This window comes from Flavobacterium columnare NBRC 100251 = ATCC 23463, from assembly GCF_002530675.1.
Taxonomy (GTDB): domain Bacteria; phylum Bacteroidota; class Bacteroidia; order Flavobacteriales; family Flavobacteriaceae; genus Flavobacterium; species Flavobacterium columnare.
On the sequence record NZ_PCMX01000078.1, the window covers coordinates 1 to 15179 of the forward strand.

At 33.5% G+C, this 15179-nt stretch carries 17 protein-coding genes; 16 read left to right on the forward strand and 1 reads right to left on the reverse strand.

The window, feature by feature from the left end; translation table 11 throughout:
• The first annotated feature begins 263 nt into the window (after positions 1–263).
• The 10 genes from porW (at position 264) to atpG (ending at position 9143) form a co-directional block, all read left to right on the forward strand.
• Positions 264–2870, forward strand: coding sequence for a type IX secretion system periplasmic lipoprotein PorW/SprE (gene porW, locus B0A78_RS10670; RefSeq protein WP_097609666.1), 2607 nt, complete (start codon positions 264–266; stop codon positions 2868–2870).
• 3 nt (positions 2871–2873) lie between these two features.
• A complete protein-coding gene (locus B0A78_RS10675) occupies positions 2874–3263 on the forward strand; it encodes a bactofilin family protein (RefSeq protein ID WP_014165724.1) in 390 nt (129 codons plus the stop codon).
• Complete coding sequence (locus B0A78_RS10680; RefSeq protein WP_014165723.1) at positions 3250–3483, forward strand: AtpZ/AtpI family protein; 234 nt, start codon at positions 3250–3252, stop codon at positions 3481–3483. Before B0A78_RS10675 ends, B0A78_RS10680 begins: the two co-directional genes overlap by 14 nt.
• Positions 3483–3854: a hypothetical protein gene (locus B0A78_RS10685; RefSeq protein ID WP_014165722.1), complete on the forward strand. Its 372-nt coding sequence runs from the start codon at positions 3483–3485 to the stop codon at positions 3852–3854. The genes B0A78_RS10680 and B0A78_RS10685 overlap by 1 nt, the downstream gene beginning before the upstream one ends.
• A gap of 162 nt (positions 3855–4016) precedes the next feature.
• The gene (atpB, locus tag B0A78_RS10690) at positions 4017–5216 is read left to right on the forward strand and encodes a F0F1 ATP synthase subunit A (RefSeq protein ID WP_041253437.1); all 1200 of its coding nucleotides are present in this window, start codon (positions 4017–4019) and stop codon (positions 5214–5216) included.
• Between the two features lie 60 nt (positions 5217–5276).
• The gene (locus B0A78_RS10695; RefSeq protein WP_014165720.1) at positions 5277–5471 is read left to right on the forward strand and encodes an ATP synthase F0 subunit C; all 195 of its coding nucleotides are present in this window, start codon (positions 5277–5279) and stop codon (positions 5469–5471) included.
• An 86-nt stretch (positions 5472–5557) separates the two neighbouring features.
• A complete protein-coding gene (locus B0A78_RS10700; protein ID WP_014165719.1) occupies positions 5558–6058 on the forward strand; it encodes a F0F1 ATP synthase subunit B in 501 nt (166 codons plus the stop codon).
• A gap of 12 nt (positions 6059–6070) precedes the next feature.
• The gene (gene atpH / locus B0A78_RS10705; protein WP_065213865.1) at positions 6071–6604 is read left to right on the forward strand and encodes an ATP synthase F1 subunit delta; all 534 of its coding nucleotides are present in this window, start codon (positions 6071–6073) and stop codon (positions 6602–6604) included.
• 32 nt (positions 6605–6636) lie between these two features.
• A complete protein-coding gene (gene atpA, locus B0A78_RS10710; RefSeq protein WP_014165717.1) occupies positions 6637–8214 on the forward strand; it encodes a F0F1 ATP synthase subunit alpha in 1578 nt (525 codons plus the stop codon).
• A gap of 71 nt (positions 8215–8285) precedes the next feature.
• Positions 8286–9143 carry an ATP synthase F1 subunit gamma gene (gene atpG / locus B0A78_RS10715; RefSeq protein WP_097609667.1) on the forward strand — a complete coding sequence of 286 codons (858 nt, stop codon included), beginning with the start codon at positions 8286–8288 and terminating at the stop codon, positions 9141–9143.
• Positions 9144–9202: 59 nt separating this feature from the next.
• Here atpG and B0A78_RS10720 read toward each other — a convergent pair whose 3' ends face one another.
• Entirely contained in the window at positions 9203–9793 is a 591-nt protein-coding gene (locus B0A78_RS10720; RefSeq protein ID WP_014165715.1) for a riboflavin synthase, read from the reverse strand.
• A gap of 54 nt (positions 9794–9847) precedes the next feature.
• Here B0A78_RS10720 and pdxA point away from each other — a divergent pair, with 54 nt between their 5' ends.
• The 6 genes from pdxA (at position 9848) to accC (ending at position 14922) form a co-directional block, all read left to right on the forward strand.
• Complete coding sequence (pdxA, locus tag B0A78_RS10725) at positions 9848–10885, forward strand: 4-hydroxythreonine-4-phosphate dehydrogenase PdxA (protein ID WP_014165714.1); 1038 nt, start codon at positions 9848–9850, stop codon at positions 10883–10885.
• Positions 10886–11069: 184 nt separating this feature from the next.
• Complete coding sequence (locus B0A78_RS10730) at positions 11070–11588, forward strand: YceD family protein (RefSeq protein WP_014165713.1); 519 nt, start codon at positions 11070–11072, stop codon at positions 11586–11588.
• Positions 11589–11597: 9 nt separating this feature from the next.
• Positions 11598–11792, forward strand: coding sequence for a 50S ribosomal protein L32 (gene rpmF / locus B0A78_RS10735; protein ID WP_014165712.1), 195 nt, complete (start codon positions 11598–11600; stop codon positions 11790–11792).
• 166 nt (positions 11793–11958) lie between these two features.
• On the forward strand, positions 11959–12954 hold the full coding sequence (locus B0A78_RS10740; RefSeq protein WP_065213862.1) for a beta-ketoacyl-ACP synthase III: 996 nt from the start codon (positions 11959–11961) through the stop codon (positions 12952–12954).
• A gap of 28 nt (positions 12955–12982) precedes the next feature.
• Positions 12983–13477 (forward strand): acetyl-CoA carboxylase biotin carboxyl carrier protein, encoded by a 495-nt coding sequence (gene accB, locus B0A78_RS10745; RefSeq protein WP_014165710.1) that lies wholly within the window; start codon positions 12983–12985, stop codon positions 13475–13477.
• Positions 13478–13572: 95 nt separating this feature from the next.
• Positions 13573–14922 (forward strand): acetyl-CoA carboxylase biotin carboxylase subunit, encoded by a 1350-nt coding sequence (accC, locus tag B0A78_RS10750; protein ID WP_014165709.1) that lies wholly within the window; start codon positions 13573–13575, stop codon positions 14920–14922.
• Positions 14923–15179 lie beyond the last annotated feature (257 nt).

Sequence of the window (15179 nt, forward strand, 5' to 3'; positions counted from 1 at the left end):
GTTTTCAATAAAAAAAGCAAAGATAATTCAATAACTATTGATACTGATATGTTAACCAAAGGTACATATATTTTAGATAGTAATAATTCGAAAAGTAAACTTGCTATTGAGTAGAAAAATTATAATCTTAAAAGTCCCAAAAGTTATTCCGCTTTTGGGATTTTTTTTATTTTTACTTCATTACTTTTTAAAAGAAGTGTACTTTTACCAGTCAAAATACTAAAAAAATATTTTTAGAGTTTATATTTAAAAATTACAATCGTTTGAAAAATTACCTAATATATATAGCATCTTTTGGACTATGCGCATTTGTCATTGCCTGTTCAACTAAAAAGGATACATTAATTTCTAGAAATTGGCATGCTTTAAACTCTAAGTATAACACGGTATACAATGGTGAGGTCGCTTTGCAATCAGGTATAGACGGACTAAAAAATGCTTATGTTGATGATTTTTGGGAAATATTGCCCGTTGAACGTATGCAAATTGAAGAAGAATCCTTTTTACCAGGGCAAAAAGGGAAAAATGTTAATTTTAGCCGTGCAGAAGATAAAGCCATAAAAGCGATTCAAAAGCACTCTATGAATATTGAGGGGAGAGAGCGAAATTCACAAATGGATGAAGCCCATCTACTATTAGGAAAAGCCCGTTATTATGATAAAAGGTTTGTACCCGCATTAGAAGCGTTCAATTATATCTTATACAAATATTCTAATTCAGACAAAATTTATGAAGCTAAAGTTTGGAGAGAAAAGACAAATGTACGATTAGAAAATGATGCACTAGCAGTTAAGAATCTAACGTTACTTTTAAAAAGACACGATTTACCACCTCATATAAAAGCAGATGGCAATGCGCTTTTAACACAAGCATATATCAATCTTGAAGAAAAACAAAAGGCCGTAAATTCCATAAAGAAATCTATTGAATATACTTCTAATAAAGAAGAAAAAGCCCGCTATAGATTTATTTTAGGGCAACTATACGAACAATTAAAATATAAGGATAGTGCTTCTATAGCTTTTCAAGAAATCATAAATATGAAAAGACAATCGCCCCGTATATATGTTATTCAAGCACATGCCAAACAAGCAGGTTTAATAGACGTTACAAAAGACACACTAATCTTTACAAAAAAATATGCTAAATTATTGAAAGATAGAGAAAATCGTTCATATCTAGATGTCTTAAATCATCAAGTAGCACTTTTTTATGATCAACTCAAATTACAAGAAAAAGCTAAAAATTATTATAAGAAATCACTAAAATCTACCTCAAGTGACAGCTATTTAATGGCTTCTAATTATAGAAATTTAGCTAAAATTTATTTTGATCAAACAAAATACGAAATAGCGGGTAAATACTACGATAGCACTCTAACCAAATTTACTAAAAAGAATAGAGAATACTTTATAATCGAAAAGAAAAGAAAAAATTTAGACGAAGTCATAAAGTACGAAAAAATAGCCAAACATAACGATAGCATTATAAATCTGATTACGATGTCAGATCAAGAACGTATTTTTTATTTTCAAAAATTTATAAAAGAATTAAAGAAAAAAGATTCATTACAAGTCGCATTAGATCAAAAAAAACAAGTTATAGAACAAAATCGTGAGCAAAATAACCAACAAAATGATAATGTATTTTTTGATCCCAATATTGTACCAACTCCAGGTGGAAAAAGAGGTATTACACCATTAGGATTGGATGAATCCAAAAATTCATTTTATTTTTATAACCCCTCAACGGTAGCTTATGGAAAAGTAGAATTTACAAAAAAATGGGGTAAACGCGCTTTAGTTGATAATTGGAAATGGTCAGCGGAAATTCAAAATCAAAAAAATGAAGAGGTAAATCCAGTTAATTTAGAAGTTAGTAAAAATCAATCAGAAACAGTAACTATTAACGAAAAATATACCCCAGAGTTTTATTTAGTTAAGCTACCCACATCAAAAACAGTAATTGATAGTTTAACAAAAGAAAGAAATAATGCGTACTACAACTTGGGGGTGATCTACAAAGAAAAATTCTTTGAAAATAAAGTAGCTGAAGAACGTTTTGAACAATTATTGGCAAATAAGCCAGAAGAACGCTTTATACTTCCAGCCAAATATAACTTATTTCGCTTGTATGAAATTTCTGATTCAGAAAAAGCACAAAAGTTAAAGGCAGACATCATAGCAAATTATCCGAATACCCGATATGCTCAATTAGTGAACGGACAAATATCTGAAAATAAGGATCCAGAAGCTCCGCTTCAAGTGTATCAAAACTGCCATGTTATGTTTGAAAACCAAGAATATAAAGTCGCATTAGATAAGATAGATAAGTCCATGACATTGTTTTCTGGAGACCCCTTATTGCCTAAGTTTGAATTATTAAAAGCTTTATTGAATGGGAAAATACTTGGTTTGAATGCCTATCGTGAAGGCGTTCAAAAAGTAATTAATACATATCCTGATACCGATGAAGCTACAAAAGCAGAAGAAATTTTACGTATAGATATTCCAAAAATGGAACAAATGGTTCTGTCGGCAGATACAACCTCTGTTAAATGGAAAGTGTTGTATAAAGTAGGTGCAAAAGAGGATAAAAACACTAAAATTTTAATAGATAAGTTAGAAAAATATATAAAAGAGAAACAATATTATAAGTTTTTTGTATCTTACGATATTTATAACCAAACCGATAATTTTGTCGTAATTCATGGCATATCTTCTCGTGAATACGCACGTTTTCTAGTAGAATTACTAGCTAAAACAAAAGGTTACGAAGTAAAGGAAAACGCCATTGTTATTTCAAGTCAAAATTATTCTGTTATTCAAATGAAGAAAAATTTAAATGAATATCTACAACTAAAACTTTAATTTATGTTTGACAAAAAGCCCAAAAATTACACAGACCTACTAGGAAAAACAAATCGTATTGTTGAAGGAACTACAATCAAAGGGGACATCGAATCAATTGCAGATTTTAGATTAGATGGTCACTTGATCGGAAATTTTAACTCGAAAGCTAAATTAGTAGTGGGGCCTGCAGGAAGTGTTTTAGGAGATATAAATGCCCAAAATGTGGATATAGAAGGGAAAGCCGAAGGAAAAATAATTGTAGAAGAAATCCTAAATGTAAAAGCTACAGCTACTATAAATGGAGATGTAAGTTGTGGTAAATTAGCTGTCGAACCTGGTGCTAAATTCACAGCAACCTGTGTGATGAAAACAATTGCTCCTTCATTGAATGTTGTAAATGGAGAGCAATAATAAGGAAGAAAAAGGTAGGTTTAATGGAAACAAATGGCTCTCCCTTGTTACCATTCCGTCACAAATGGGAGTTACTATTTATTTGTTTTATAAATTGGGAGAATGGATAGATATAACATATCCCAGTTCTTATTTCTATTATAATAAAATCTTAACATTGTTCGGAGTCTTCATAGCTTTATATAATGTTATCAAACAAGTAAATGAAATTAATAAATAATGCTTATTAAAGAATTTTTAAAAAAGCTATTCCTAATAGGGATGGCTTTTTGTGTACTTAATTTTGGATATTTAATTTTATCCGATCAGCTAATTCCACCAGTTTTTTATCTAATACATGGTTTCTTTTTGTTTTTTTATCTATTAGGAACTATGATTATGGCATTCCTATTAGAAAATAAAAAAGATTTGGTAGGAGTAGGCTTTTTAGTCGTTATTACAAATATTTTTATTTTCACATACATTCTTAATAGATGGTTGTTGCAAAAGAATTTAATGTTTTCTAAATGGAATTTCTTTATTTTATTTATTGGATATTTAATTGCAATGACTTTTTTAGTAGGTAAAAAATTAAATCAGATTAAATTTTAACTATTTGATTGGCTGTGTTTAAAGGGACTTAATAGGTTTGTACAATTGTTGTGTTTGAATTTGAATACAGATTCATATATTTTTTTTTCAGCAATCGTTTTTCATATAAATAAAAAATGTACCTTTGCACCGAAATTTACGAACATAGAAATTTTATTTCCTATGATGATTACAAGAAAACCTGTATCATTACTAATGTCAGCCTTTATAGGCTTATTCTCTTGGGTAGCAATGGCTAACCCAATGACGGATTCAACTCACGGAACTTCAAAGCCAGCTCATGAGGCGCATGCTGTGGTACACGACACGGCTCATGCTGAAGGTGCACACGCAACGGCTGCTCATGAAGCTAGTCACGGCGGTCCTGTTGATGAGAAACCAGAAGTTCAAGCATTTATCAAGCATCACTTGTTGGATTCGCATGATTTCAACTTGTATGTCGATGGAGAAACGGGACACCATGTAGGTTTTCCATTACCCGTTATTTTAGTTGATAATGGTCTTCATGTGTTCATGTCGTCAGCTTTTCACAATGAGAAAGAATTGGCAGAAGTAGATGGTAACTTCTATAAAATGGTTCATGGGGTAATCTATAAATCAGATGTCGAAGGGACAATTACAAATGATCCGCACGGTCATCCAACAAATGCAAAACCTTTAGATTTTTCAATCACTAAAAACGTATTTTCGTTATTGGTAACGGCAATCTTAATTTTCTTTGCTTTCACATCGTTAGCAAAAACCTATAAAAAAGGAAATGCACTACCAACAGGTTTTGGTCGTGTGTTAGAACCACTAGTAATCTATGTACGTGATGAAATTGCTCGTCCAAACATCGGTGAGAAAAAATACAAAAAATTCATGCCGTATTTATTAACGGTATTCTTCTTAATCTGGACCTTGAACTTAATTGGTTTAACCCCGTTAGGAATTAACGTAACAGGTAATATTGCCGTAACTTTATGTTTAGCTTTATGTACTTTAGTGATTACAAACGTAAGTGCTAATGCCGATTACTGGAAACACATTTTCTGGATGCCAGGTGTACCCGTGCCTATGAAAATAGTTTTAGCACCTATTGAAGTTTTAGGGATCTTCACAAAGCCTTTCTCGTTAATGATTCGTTTGTTTGCAAACATCACAGCAGGTCACTCAGTAGTAATGGGATTAATCGCTATTATATTCTTATTCAAACAACAGTTAACCGCTGGTGGAGCTGTGGGCGTATCGTTAGCATTAACCTTATTCATCTCAGTAATTGAATTGTTAGTAGCATTCTTACAAGCATTCATCTTTACTATGTTATCATCATTGTTCATTGGTATGGCGGTTCAAGACCACCATCATGATGACCATCATTAATAGAATAAAAAAGTAGAATTTTTTTAAAAAATTGTTTAATTATTATATAAATCTTTTATTATGACAATTCCAAATTTAGTAGGTGCTGGTTTAATCGTAATCGGAGCTGGTTTAGGTTTAGGTAAAATTGGTGGATCTGCAATGGATGCTATTGCTCGTCAACCTGAAGCTGCTGGTAAAATCCAAACAGCGATGATCATCATCGGTGCCTTATTAGAAGGTTTAGCATTCGGTGCCTTAATCTTAGGTGCTTAATCAGTTTAAATTACGCTTTGCAACGGTTGGTTGCAAAGTGTAGTTTTATTTAACCTATTTTTATTAATTAAACAGAAACAGCAATAATGGAAAAAATATTTAATGATTTTGGATACGGACTATTCTTTTGGCTAATTGTAATTTTAACGATTCTAATTGTTTTATTAGCTAAATTTGCTTGGAAACCCATCATGGAGTCTATAGAAACTCGTGAAGAAGGTATTCGTAGTGCATTACAAGCCGCTGAAAATGCTAAAAAAGAAATGCAAGAATTACAAGCTAACAACGAGCGTATCCTAAACGAAGCACGTGCAGAGCGTGATACTATGATAAAAGAGGCACGTGAAATTAGAGAAAAAATGATTGCAGATGCTAAAGAAGATGCTCAAGCACAAGGATCTCGCTTAATCGAACAAGCTAAGGCGTCTATAGAAAGTGAGAAAAATGCTGCAATGGCAGAATTAAAAATGCAAGTATCTACTTTATCTTTACAAATTGCAGAAAAAATCTTAAAAGACCAATTATCAAGCAATGATTCTCAAGTTAAGTTAGTTGAGAAAATGTTAGATGAAGTAAAATTAAACTAATAATAGAAGTATATGTCAGGTAACAGAGCCGCAGTACGATATGCAAAAGCAATTTTAGATGTTGCTACTTCTAAGAGTTCCGCTCTTGAAGTAAATAATGATATGACTTTAATTGCTAAAACTATTCAAAATAATGCTGAATTAGCCTTGTTTATAACGAATCCAACTTTGAAACTTCAAATAAAATATAATGCTTTATTGGAAGTTTTTAAAGAGGCTACGGCTGTAACGAAGTCTTTATTCCAGTTGTTATTAGCAAACAAACGTTTTGAACTTTTAGAAAAAGTAGCTACACAGTATACAAAACTATATGATGAGGCTAATGGAGTGCAATTAGCAACGGTAACTACCGCTTTTGCTATGACTCCTGAGTTAGAAGCAAAAGTATTAGTTAAAGCAGGTACTTTAACAACTAAAAAAGTTACTTTAAAAAATATTGTAGATCCAACTATTATAGGAGGATTTGTACTGAAAATTGGTGATAAGCAGTATAATGCTTCAGTAGCTAATAGTTTATTAACATTAAAAAGAGAATTGAGTAATTAATTATAACACGAAAGTGTAAAAATTATAAAACAATGGCGGAAATCAAACCAGCTGAAATTTCAGCAATATTAAAGCAACAATTATCAGGTTTTGAATCTGGTGCTACTTTAGAAGAAGTAGGTACTGTACTTCAAGTAGGTGACGGTATTGCTCGTATTTATGGGCTTTCTAATGTACAATATGGTGAGTTAGTGGTTTTTGAAAACGGTATGGAAGGTATCGTATTGAACCTTGAAGAAGATAACGTAGGGGTGGTTTTATTAGGACCATCTACAGGTATCAAAGAAGGGTCAACTGCTAAAAGAACACAACGTATTGCTTCTTTAAAAGTTGGTGAGCAAATGGTAGGTCGTGTAGTAAACACTTTAGGTCAACCTATTGATGGTAAAGGTCCTATTGGTGGTGACTTATACGAAATGCCTTTAGAGCGTAAAGCACCAGGGGTAATTTTCCGTCAACCAGTAACTGAACCAATGCAAACAGGTATCAAAGCGGTAGATGCTATGATTCCAGTAGGTCGTGGTCAGCGTGAGTTAGTAATTGGTGACCGTCAAACGGGTAAATCAACAGTTTGTTTGGATACGATTATCAACCAAAAAGAGTTTTTTGATGCAGGTAAACCCGTTTTCTGTATCTATGTAGCAATTGGCCAAAAAGCCTCTACAGTAGCTTCAATTGCTAAAACGTTAGAAGAAAAAGGAGCTATGGCTTATACAGTTATCGTTGCTGCTAATGCTTCTGACCCAGCTCCAATGCAAGTGTATGCTCCTATGGCAGGTGCTGCTATTGGTGAGTATTTCCGTGATACAGGCCGTCCAGCTTTAATTGTTTATGATGATTTGTCGAAACAAGCTGTTGCTTACCGTGAGGTGTCTTTATTGTTAAGAAGACCACCAGGACGTGAGGCTTACCCTGGAGACGTATTCTACTTACACTCTCGTTTATTAGAAAGAGCTGCGAAAGTTATCGCTGATGACGATATCGCTAAAAATATGAATGACTTACCTGACTCACTAAAACCAATCGTTAAAGGGGGAGGGTCATTAACGGCTTTGCCTATTATCGAAACACAAGCGGGTGACGTTTCTGCATATATCCCAACGAACGTAATCTCGATTACTGACGGACAGATATTCTTAGAGTCTGATTTATTCAACTCTGGGGTACGTCCAGCAATTAACGTAGGGATCTCTGTATCTCGTGTAGGAGGTAATGCCCAAATCAAGTCTATGAAAAAAGTATCTGGTACTTTAAAATTGGACCAAGCTCAGTTCCGCGAATTAGAAGCATTCGCTAAATTCGGTTCTGACTTAGATGCAGCTACATTAAATGTAATTGAAAAAGGTAAACGTAACGTAGAAATCTTAAAGCAAGGTTTAAATTCTCCTTTTACGGTAGAAGACCAAGTTGCAATTATCTATGCGGGTACTAAAAACTTATTAAGAAACGTACCAGTAGCTAAAGTAAAAGAATTCGAAAAAGATTATTTAGAATTCTTAAACAACAAACACAGAGATACTCTAGATGCTCTTAAAGCAGGTAAGTTTGATGACAACATCACTGATGTTTTAGAGAAAGTAGCAAAAGAAGTATCTGCAAAGTATAACTAATAAAGTAAATAGTGAGTAGTGATTAGTAATTAGCTAATCACTATTTGCTAGTCACTAATTACTATAAAAAAATGGCGAATTTAAAGGAAATCCGTAATAGAATTACATCCGTTTCATCAACGATGCAAATTACATCCGCAATGAAAATGGTTTCGGCAGCAAAGCTAAAAAAGGCGCAAGATGCCATTACAGCTATGCGTCCTTACGCTGAAAAATTAACGGAGTTATTGCAAAATCTATCGGCTACTCTTGAAGGTGAAGTAGGTGGAGCTTATACGACGCAACGTGAAGTAAAGAAAGTACTTTTAGTAGTTATTACTTCTAATCGTGGTTTGTGTGGAGCTTTTAACTCTAACGTGGTTAAGGAAGTAAAAATCCTTGCGGATAAATATCAAGGTGCTCAACTTGATGTGTTGGCTATTGGTAAAAAAGGAAACGATACATTGCGTAAAACACATAATGTAATTGCTAACGAAAGTACAATTTTTGATAATTTAACTTTTGATAATGCTGCCACTATCGCTTCTAAATTGACTGATAAGTTTATCGCTGGTGAATACGATACAATTGAATTAGTATACAATCAGTTTAAAAATGCTGCTACTCAAGTAGTAAAATCAGAACAGTTCTTGCCTCTAGCTCCTATTGCTAAAGGGAATGCTGTGTCAGGTGATTATATTTTTGAGCCCTCTAAAGAAGAAATTATTATGACTTTAATTCCTAAGTCATTAAAAACACAATTGTATAAAGCCATTCGTGATTCATTTGCTGCTGAGCATGGAGCACGTATGACAGCAATGCACAAAGCAACTGATAATGCTACAGAATTAAGAAATCAGTTGAAATTAACCTATAATAAGGCACGTCAAGCTGCAATTACAGGAGAAATCCTAGAAATAGTAGGTGGAGCTGAAGCCTTAAATGGATAATATCATCTAATTATTCATATAAAAAAGTCCCACTCTGATTAGTGGGACTTTTTTTCTTTTTAAAGATTTAAAGATTTTAATCTAGCAACATATTTGCCTAATACATCAAATTCAAGATTTACTGTACTACCTACTTCAAAAGCATGAAAATTCGTGTGTTCATAAGTGTAAGGAATAATTGCTACACTAAATTCATTGAGCTTTGAATTGACTACAGTCAAACTGGTTCCATTAACTGTTACGGAACCTTTTTCTATTGTAATGTTTTTAAGAACCTTATCGTATTCAAATGTAAAGTACCAGCTGCCATTTGCTTCTTCTATATATTTACAAACGGCTGTTTGATCTACGTGTCCTTGTACGATATGACCATCCAGTCTGTCTCCTAATTTCATAGCACGCTCCAAATTAATGAGATCTCCTGTTTTCCACTTACTTAGATTTGTTTTGTCAATCGTTTCTTTTATTGCGGTAACAGTATATACATCCTCATTAATATCAACGACTGTAAGGCATATTCCGTTATGAGCTACGCTTTGATCTATTTTGAGTTCTTTTGTTATAGAAGATTGTACTGAAACATGAATGTTTTCGCCCTCTTTTTCAAGAGCAACAATCTTACCTAGAGTTTCTATAATTCCTGTAAACATTAACTGATTAATTTTAGTAAATTTGTATTCAAAATTAGTACAAATATTAAAGCGATGACAAAAAAGCCTGAAAATATAATGGTCGGTATTTCAATAGGAGATCTAAATGGTATTGGTAGTGAGGTTGTGTTGAAATCATTCGAAGATACTCGTATGCTTGAATTGTGTACGCCTATTATTTTTGCTAATGTTAAGATTGTTTCGTATTTAAAAAAACAACTTAATTTAAATGTTAATTTACATGGTATTGACAAGATTGATCAAGTTGTAGTAGGCAAGGTAAATGTTCTGAATGTTTGGAGAGAAGGAGTGAATTTAGAATGGGGAGTAGAAGAACAACACGTAGGAAAATACGCTGTAAAGTCTTTTGTGGCAGCCACACAAGCTCTGAAAGAAGGCAAGATAGATGTGTTGGTTACAGCTCCTATTAGCAAGGTTAATATTCAAAGCGAAGATTTTTCTTTTCCAGGGCATACAAATTATTTAAACCAAGAATTAGACGGAGATGCCTTAATGTTGATGATTCAAGATTCATTAAGGGTAGGTTTGTTGACGGATCATGTGCCTATTAATGAAGTAGCATCTCATCTTACCGAAGAGTTGATATTAAAAAAAATAAAAACAATTAATCATTCTTTAATCCAAGATTTTCAGATTAATAGACCTAGAATAGCAGTATTAGGTTTGAACCCTCATTCAGGAGATCACGGTGTCATCGGACAAGAGGAAGAGTTGATTTTAAAGCCAACATTAAAAAAGTTATTTGAAGAAGGTGTAATGGTTTTCGGTCCTTTTTCAGCTGATGGCTTTTTTGGAAGTGGACAGTACGAAAAATATGATGCAGTAGTGGCTGCTTATCATGATCAAGGATTAATTCCTTTTAAAACGTTATCTTTTGGTAAAGGAGTTAATTATACTGCGGGATTAAATAAAATTCGTACCTCCCCAGATCATGGAACTGGTTTTGATATTGCAGGAAAAGGAATTGCAAATCCAGTTTCCTTTACAGAGGCTATTTATGCCGCTTTAGATATTTTTAAAGCCAGAAATATTTATGAAGAAATAGCTACAAATCCATTAAAAACAAAATAAAATGAGTTATAAACAAAAAAATGTTCATAACCCTTTTGATTTTATAAATAATTTATATCTTTGCACACCCTAATTAAGGAGCAAGTTGTTGTCAGAATGAAACGGAATTGGGTTTAAGTCTTTGATTAAGAGGTTTTAAAGAATAACGTTCCGTCTGAACCTATTAAAAATGTAGATTTATCTGATGAAAGTTACGAATGAATATTTAATCCCCTATGTGGGATTGAAGATAGGAAAACACCAGTTTGAATACCTAATTAGTAAGGCGTTCTTTGATTGCTTTGAATATGACGAATTTGATTCGGCTAATATAAAAGTAAGTTTGGTATTAGAAAAACAAAGTAGTATGCTTGAACTGAACTTTAAGCATAATGGAACTGTAAATGTGTTATGTGATGTAACAGGAGAACCTTTTGATTTACCAATTAAAGGGGATTTACGGTTGATTGTACGTTTTGGAGAAGCGTATAATGACGAAAATGAAGAATTGTTAATTCTTCCGTTTGGTGAACATCAAGTAGACGTAGCGCAGTATATATATGAGATGATTGTTCTTTCAATACCTTTTAAAAGAGTAAGTCCTCAAGCTTTAGAAGAAGAGGAAGCCTTTGAAGAAACAGAAATTGCAGAAGAGCAACATATAAAAGAAGAAGAAATTGACCCACGTTGGGCAGCATTAAAGAAACTATTAACGGATAAATAATTTTGTAAAATGGCACATCCTAAGAGAAGACAATCGTCGACAAGAAGAGACAAGAGAAGAACTCATTATAAAGCAACTGTTGCTCAAATTGCTACTTGCCCAGTAACGGGTGAAGCACATTTGTACCACAGAGCTTACTGGCACGAAGGAAAAATGTATTATAGAGGTCAAGTAGTTATTGATAAATCAGTAGCTGTTGCTTAATATGTTTTTTTAAAGACACATGAATAACTCTCACATTGTGAGAGTTTTTTTGTTGAAAATGATTCATTTTTGAAAAAAATGAACCATTTTTGTGTCTTTTTTATAGAAATTTTGTAATTTCATCAACTTTTAGAATTGACCTTTTAAAGGTTCAAAACAAGACTTTATGAATAAGATTACTGCCGCAATTACTGCTATAGGTTCTTATGTTCCAGACTTTGTTTTATCTAATCAGGTTTTGGAAACAATGATCGATACCACAGATGAATGGATCACCACACGTACGGGGATCAAAGAACGAAGAATCTTAAAAGAAAAAGGAGCAGGTACTTCCTATTTGGCTATTCAAGCTGCTAAAAACCTAATTGAAAAATCAGGAATTGATCCCAAGGATATTGATATGATTATTCTGGCAACAGCCACTCCTGATATGCCTGTTGCATCTACAGGTGTATATGTTGCATCGAAAATAGGGGCTGTTAATGCGTTTGCTTATGACCTTCAGGCTGCTTGTTCTAGCTTTTTATACGGAATGTCTACTGCTGCGGCCTATATACAATCGGGAAGATATAAAAAAGTATTACTAATTGGAGCAGATAAAATGTCTTCAATTATAGATTACACAGATAGAGCTACCTGTATTATCTTTGGAGATGGTGCAGGTGCTGTTCTTTTTGAACCTAATGAAGAAGGGTTAGGATTGCAAGACGAAGTGTTAAGAAGTGATGGAATTGGTAGAGAATATCTTAAAATAGATGCAGGGGGATCTATTCTGCCTGCCTCTAAAGAAACGGTCGAAAAAGGAATGCATACAGTTTTCCAAGATGGAAAAACAGTGTTTAAGTATGCTGTTTCTGGTATGGCTGATGTGAGTGAAAAAATAATGCAACGAAATAAATTATCACATGATGATGTGAATTGGTTAGTGGCTCACCAAGCTAATAAACGTATAATAGATGCTACCGCTGAACGTATGGGACTTGATGAATCGAAAGTTTTGATCAATATTCATCGTTATGGAAATACCACATCGGCTACTTTGCCACTTGTATTGTGTGACTTTGAAAAACAATTAAAAAAAGGAGATAATATCGTTTTTGCTGCATTTGGTGGAGGCTTCACATGGGGAGCTATTTATTTAAAATGGGCATATAATTCATAAAAACATAATAAACCAAAATCGAAATATCATGGATATTAGAGAAATTCAAAACCTAATTAAGTTTGTAGCTAAATCAGGTGCTACCGAGGTAAAACTAGAGATGGACGATTTTAAAATCACTATCAAAACTACACCTGAAGGTACTGAAACCGCTACGTTTGTACAACAGGTACCAATGCAGACAGCTATTCCGCAAGTACCAGTTGCTGCTGCTCCAGCACCAGTTGCTGCTGTCCCAGCTACGCCAGTTGTAACAGAATCAGTTGCTGAAGAGACTTCTAAATATGTTACTGTAAAATCGCCTATCATTGGTACATTTTACCGTAAACCAGCTCCGGATAAACCAATGTTTGTAGAAGTGGGTTCTTTAATTTCTAAAGGGGATACTTTATGTGTTATTGAAGCAATGAAGTTGTTTAATGAAATTGAAAGTGAAGTATCTGGTAAAATTGTTAAAATTCTAGTAGATGATGCTTCACCTGTTGAGTTTGATCAACCATTATTCTTAGTAGATCCATCATAAGTTATTTTAAATGCTAAATTTTGAATGATGAATGTCAGTCGTTTATCATTCAAATAATTTAAAATTTATCATTCAACATTTAAAATTTCATTAAAATGTTTAAAAAAATACTAATCGCTAACAGGGGAGAAATTGCACTTCGTGTAATTAGAACTTGTCGTGAAATGGGAATTAAAACAGTTGCCGTTTATTCTACAGTTGATGCAGATAGTTTACATGTGAAATTTGCTGATGAGGCTGTATGTATAGGACCTGCTCCTAGCAATCAGTCTTATTTAAAAATGTCCAATATTATTGCAGCTGCTGAAATTACCAATGCTGATGCAATTCACCCAGGATATGGATTCCTTTCAGAGAATGCTAAATTCTCCAAAATTTGTCAAGAACACGGAATCAAATTTATTGGAGCTTCTCCTGAAATGATTGAGAAAATGGGAGATAAAGCAACGGCCAAAGCCACTATGAAAGAAGCAGGAGTGCCTTGTGTTCCTGGTTCTGATGGAATTTTAGAGTCATTAGAAGAAGCTAAAAAAGTGGCCAAAGAAATTGGTTATCCAGTAATGATGAAAGCTACAGCTGGTGGTGGCGGTAAAGGGATGCGTGCTATTTGGAAAGAAGAAGAGCTTGATAAAGCTTGGGAAGGGGCTCGTATGGAAGCTGCTGCTGCTTTCGGTAATGATGGCATGTATATGGAGAAACTTATTGAGGAGCCTCGTCATATCGAAATCCAAATTGTAGGTGATTCTTTTGGTAAAGCTTGTCATTTATCAGAAAGAGATTGTTCTGTACAACGTCGCCATCAAAAACTAACCGAAGAGACACCTTCTCCATTTATGACGGATGAATTACGCCATAAAATGGGAGAGGCTGCTGTGAAAGCTGCTGAGTATATTAGTTACGAAGGAGCAGGAACAGTAGAGTTTCTAGTAGATAAACACCGTAATTTCTACTTTATGGAAATGAATACTCGTATTCAGGTAGAACATCCAATTACAGAGCAAGTTATTGACTATGATTTAATTCGTGAGCAAATTTTAGTAGCAGCAGGTGTGCCTATTTCGGGTAAAAATTACTTACCGCAGTTACATTCTATAGAATGTCGTATTAATGCAGAGGATCCTTATAATGATTTTCGTCCTTCTCCGGGTAAAATCACTGTTTTACATGCGCCAGGAGGTCATGGAGTGCGTTTAGATACACATGTATACGCTGGGTATACAATACCGCCTAATTACGACTCAATGATTGCTAAGTTAATTACTACGGCACAAACTCGTGAAGAAGCAATTGCTAAAATGAAACGTGCTTTAGATGAATTCGTAATAGAAGGAATAAAAACAACTATTCCTTTCCATAGACAGTTAATGGACGAGCCTGATTATGTGGCAGGAAATTATACAACTAAGTTTATGGAAACTTTCAAAATGAAAGAGCCTAAAAATTAAATAAAAAATTTGTACTGCACCCAAAAGTTTAGACAAATTTAAACTTAATTTTGATAATAATGAGTTCGATATTTTATCGGACTCATTTTTGTTTAGATTAGACTTGATTTTTCGTTATTGTAATATTTAATGTATTCTTGAATTTCTTAGAGTTTTAATTTTGCTGCCCATTATTTTAAAACTTATATCGAAGATAATTTTTGTTTTCTACTTTGATTAATCGTTTTTTACGATTAAATATAAAACAACAAACCCGA

Coding starts and splice junctions, on each gene's coding strand:
- B0A78_RS10675 (WP_014165724.1), top strand. CDS start 2,874: ATGTTTGACAAAAAGCCCAAAAATTACACAGACCTACTAGGAAAAACA.
- B0A78_RS10680 (WP_014165723.1), top strand. CDS start 3,250: ATGGAGAGCAATAATAAGGAAGAAAAAGGTAGGTTTAATGGAAACAAA.
- B0A78_RS10685 (WP_014165722.1), top strand. CDS start 3,483: ATGCTTATTAAAGAATTTTTAAAAAAGCTATTCCTAATAGGGATGGCT.
- atpB (WP_041253437.1), top strand. CDS start 4,017: ATGATGATTACAAGAAAACCTGTATCATTACTAATGTCAGCCTTTATA.
- B0A78_RS10695 (WP_014165720.1), top strand. CDS start 5,277: ATGACAATTCCAAATTTAGTAGGTGCTGGTTTAATCGTAATCGGAGCT.
- B0A78_RS10700 (WP_014165719.1), top strand. CDS start 5,558: ATGGAAAAAATATTTAATGATTTTGGATACGGACTATTCTTTTGGCTA.
- atpH (WP_065213865.1), top strand. CDS start 6,071: ATGTCAGGTAACAGAGCCGCAGTACGATATGCAAAAGCAATTTTAGAT.
- atpA (WP_014165717.1), top strand. CDS start 6,637: ATGGCGGAAATCAAACCAGCTGAAATTTCAGCAATATTAAAGCAACAA.
- atpG (WP_097609667.1), top strand. CDS start 8,286: ATGGCGAATTTAAAGGAAATCCGTAATAGAATTACATCCGTTTCATCA.
- B0A78_RS10720 (WP_014165715.1), bottom strand. CDS start 9,793: ATGTTTACAGGAATTATAGAAACTCTAGGTAAGATTGTTGCTCTTGAA.
- pdxA (WP_014165714.1), top strand. CDS start 9,848: ATGACAAAAAAGCCTGAAAATATAATGGTCGGTATTTCAATAGGAGAT.
- B0A78_RS10730 (WP_014165713.1), top strand. CDS start 11,070: ATGAAAGTTACGAATGAATATTTAATCCCCTATGTGGGATTGAAGATA.
- rpmF (WP_014165712.1), top strand. CDS start 11,598: ATGGCACATCCTAAGAGAAGACAATCGTCGACAAGAAGAGACAAGAGA.
- B0A78_RS10740 (WP_065213862.1), top strand. CDS start 11,959: ATGAATAAGATTACTGCCGCAATTACTGCTATAGGTTCTTATGTTCCA.
- accB (WP_014165710.1), top strand. CDS start 12,983: ATGGATATTAGAGAAATTCAAAACCTAATTAAGTTTGTAGCTAAATCA.
- accC (WP_014165709.1), top strand. CDS start 13,573: ATGTTTAAAAAAATACTAATCGCTAACAGGGGAGAAATTGCACTTCGT.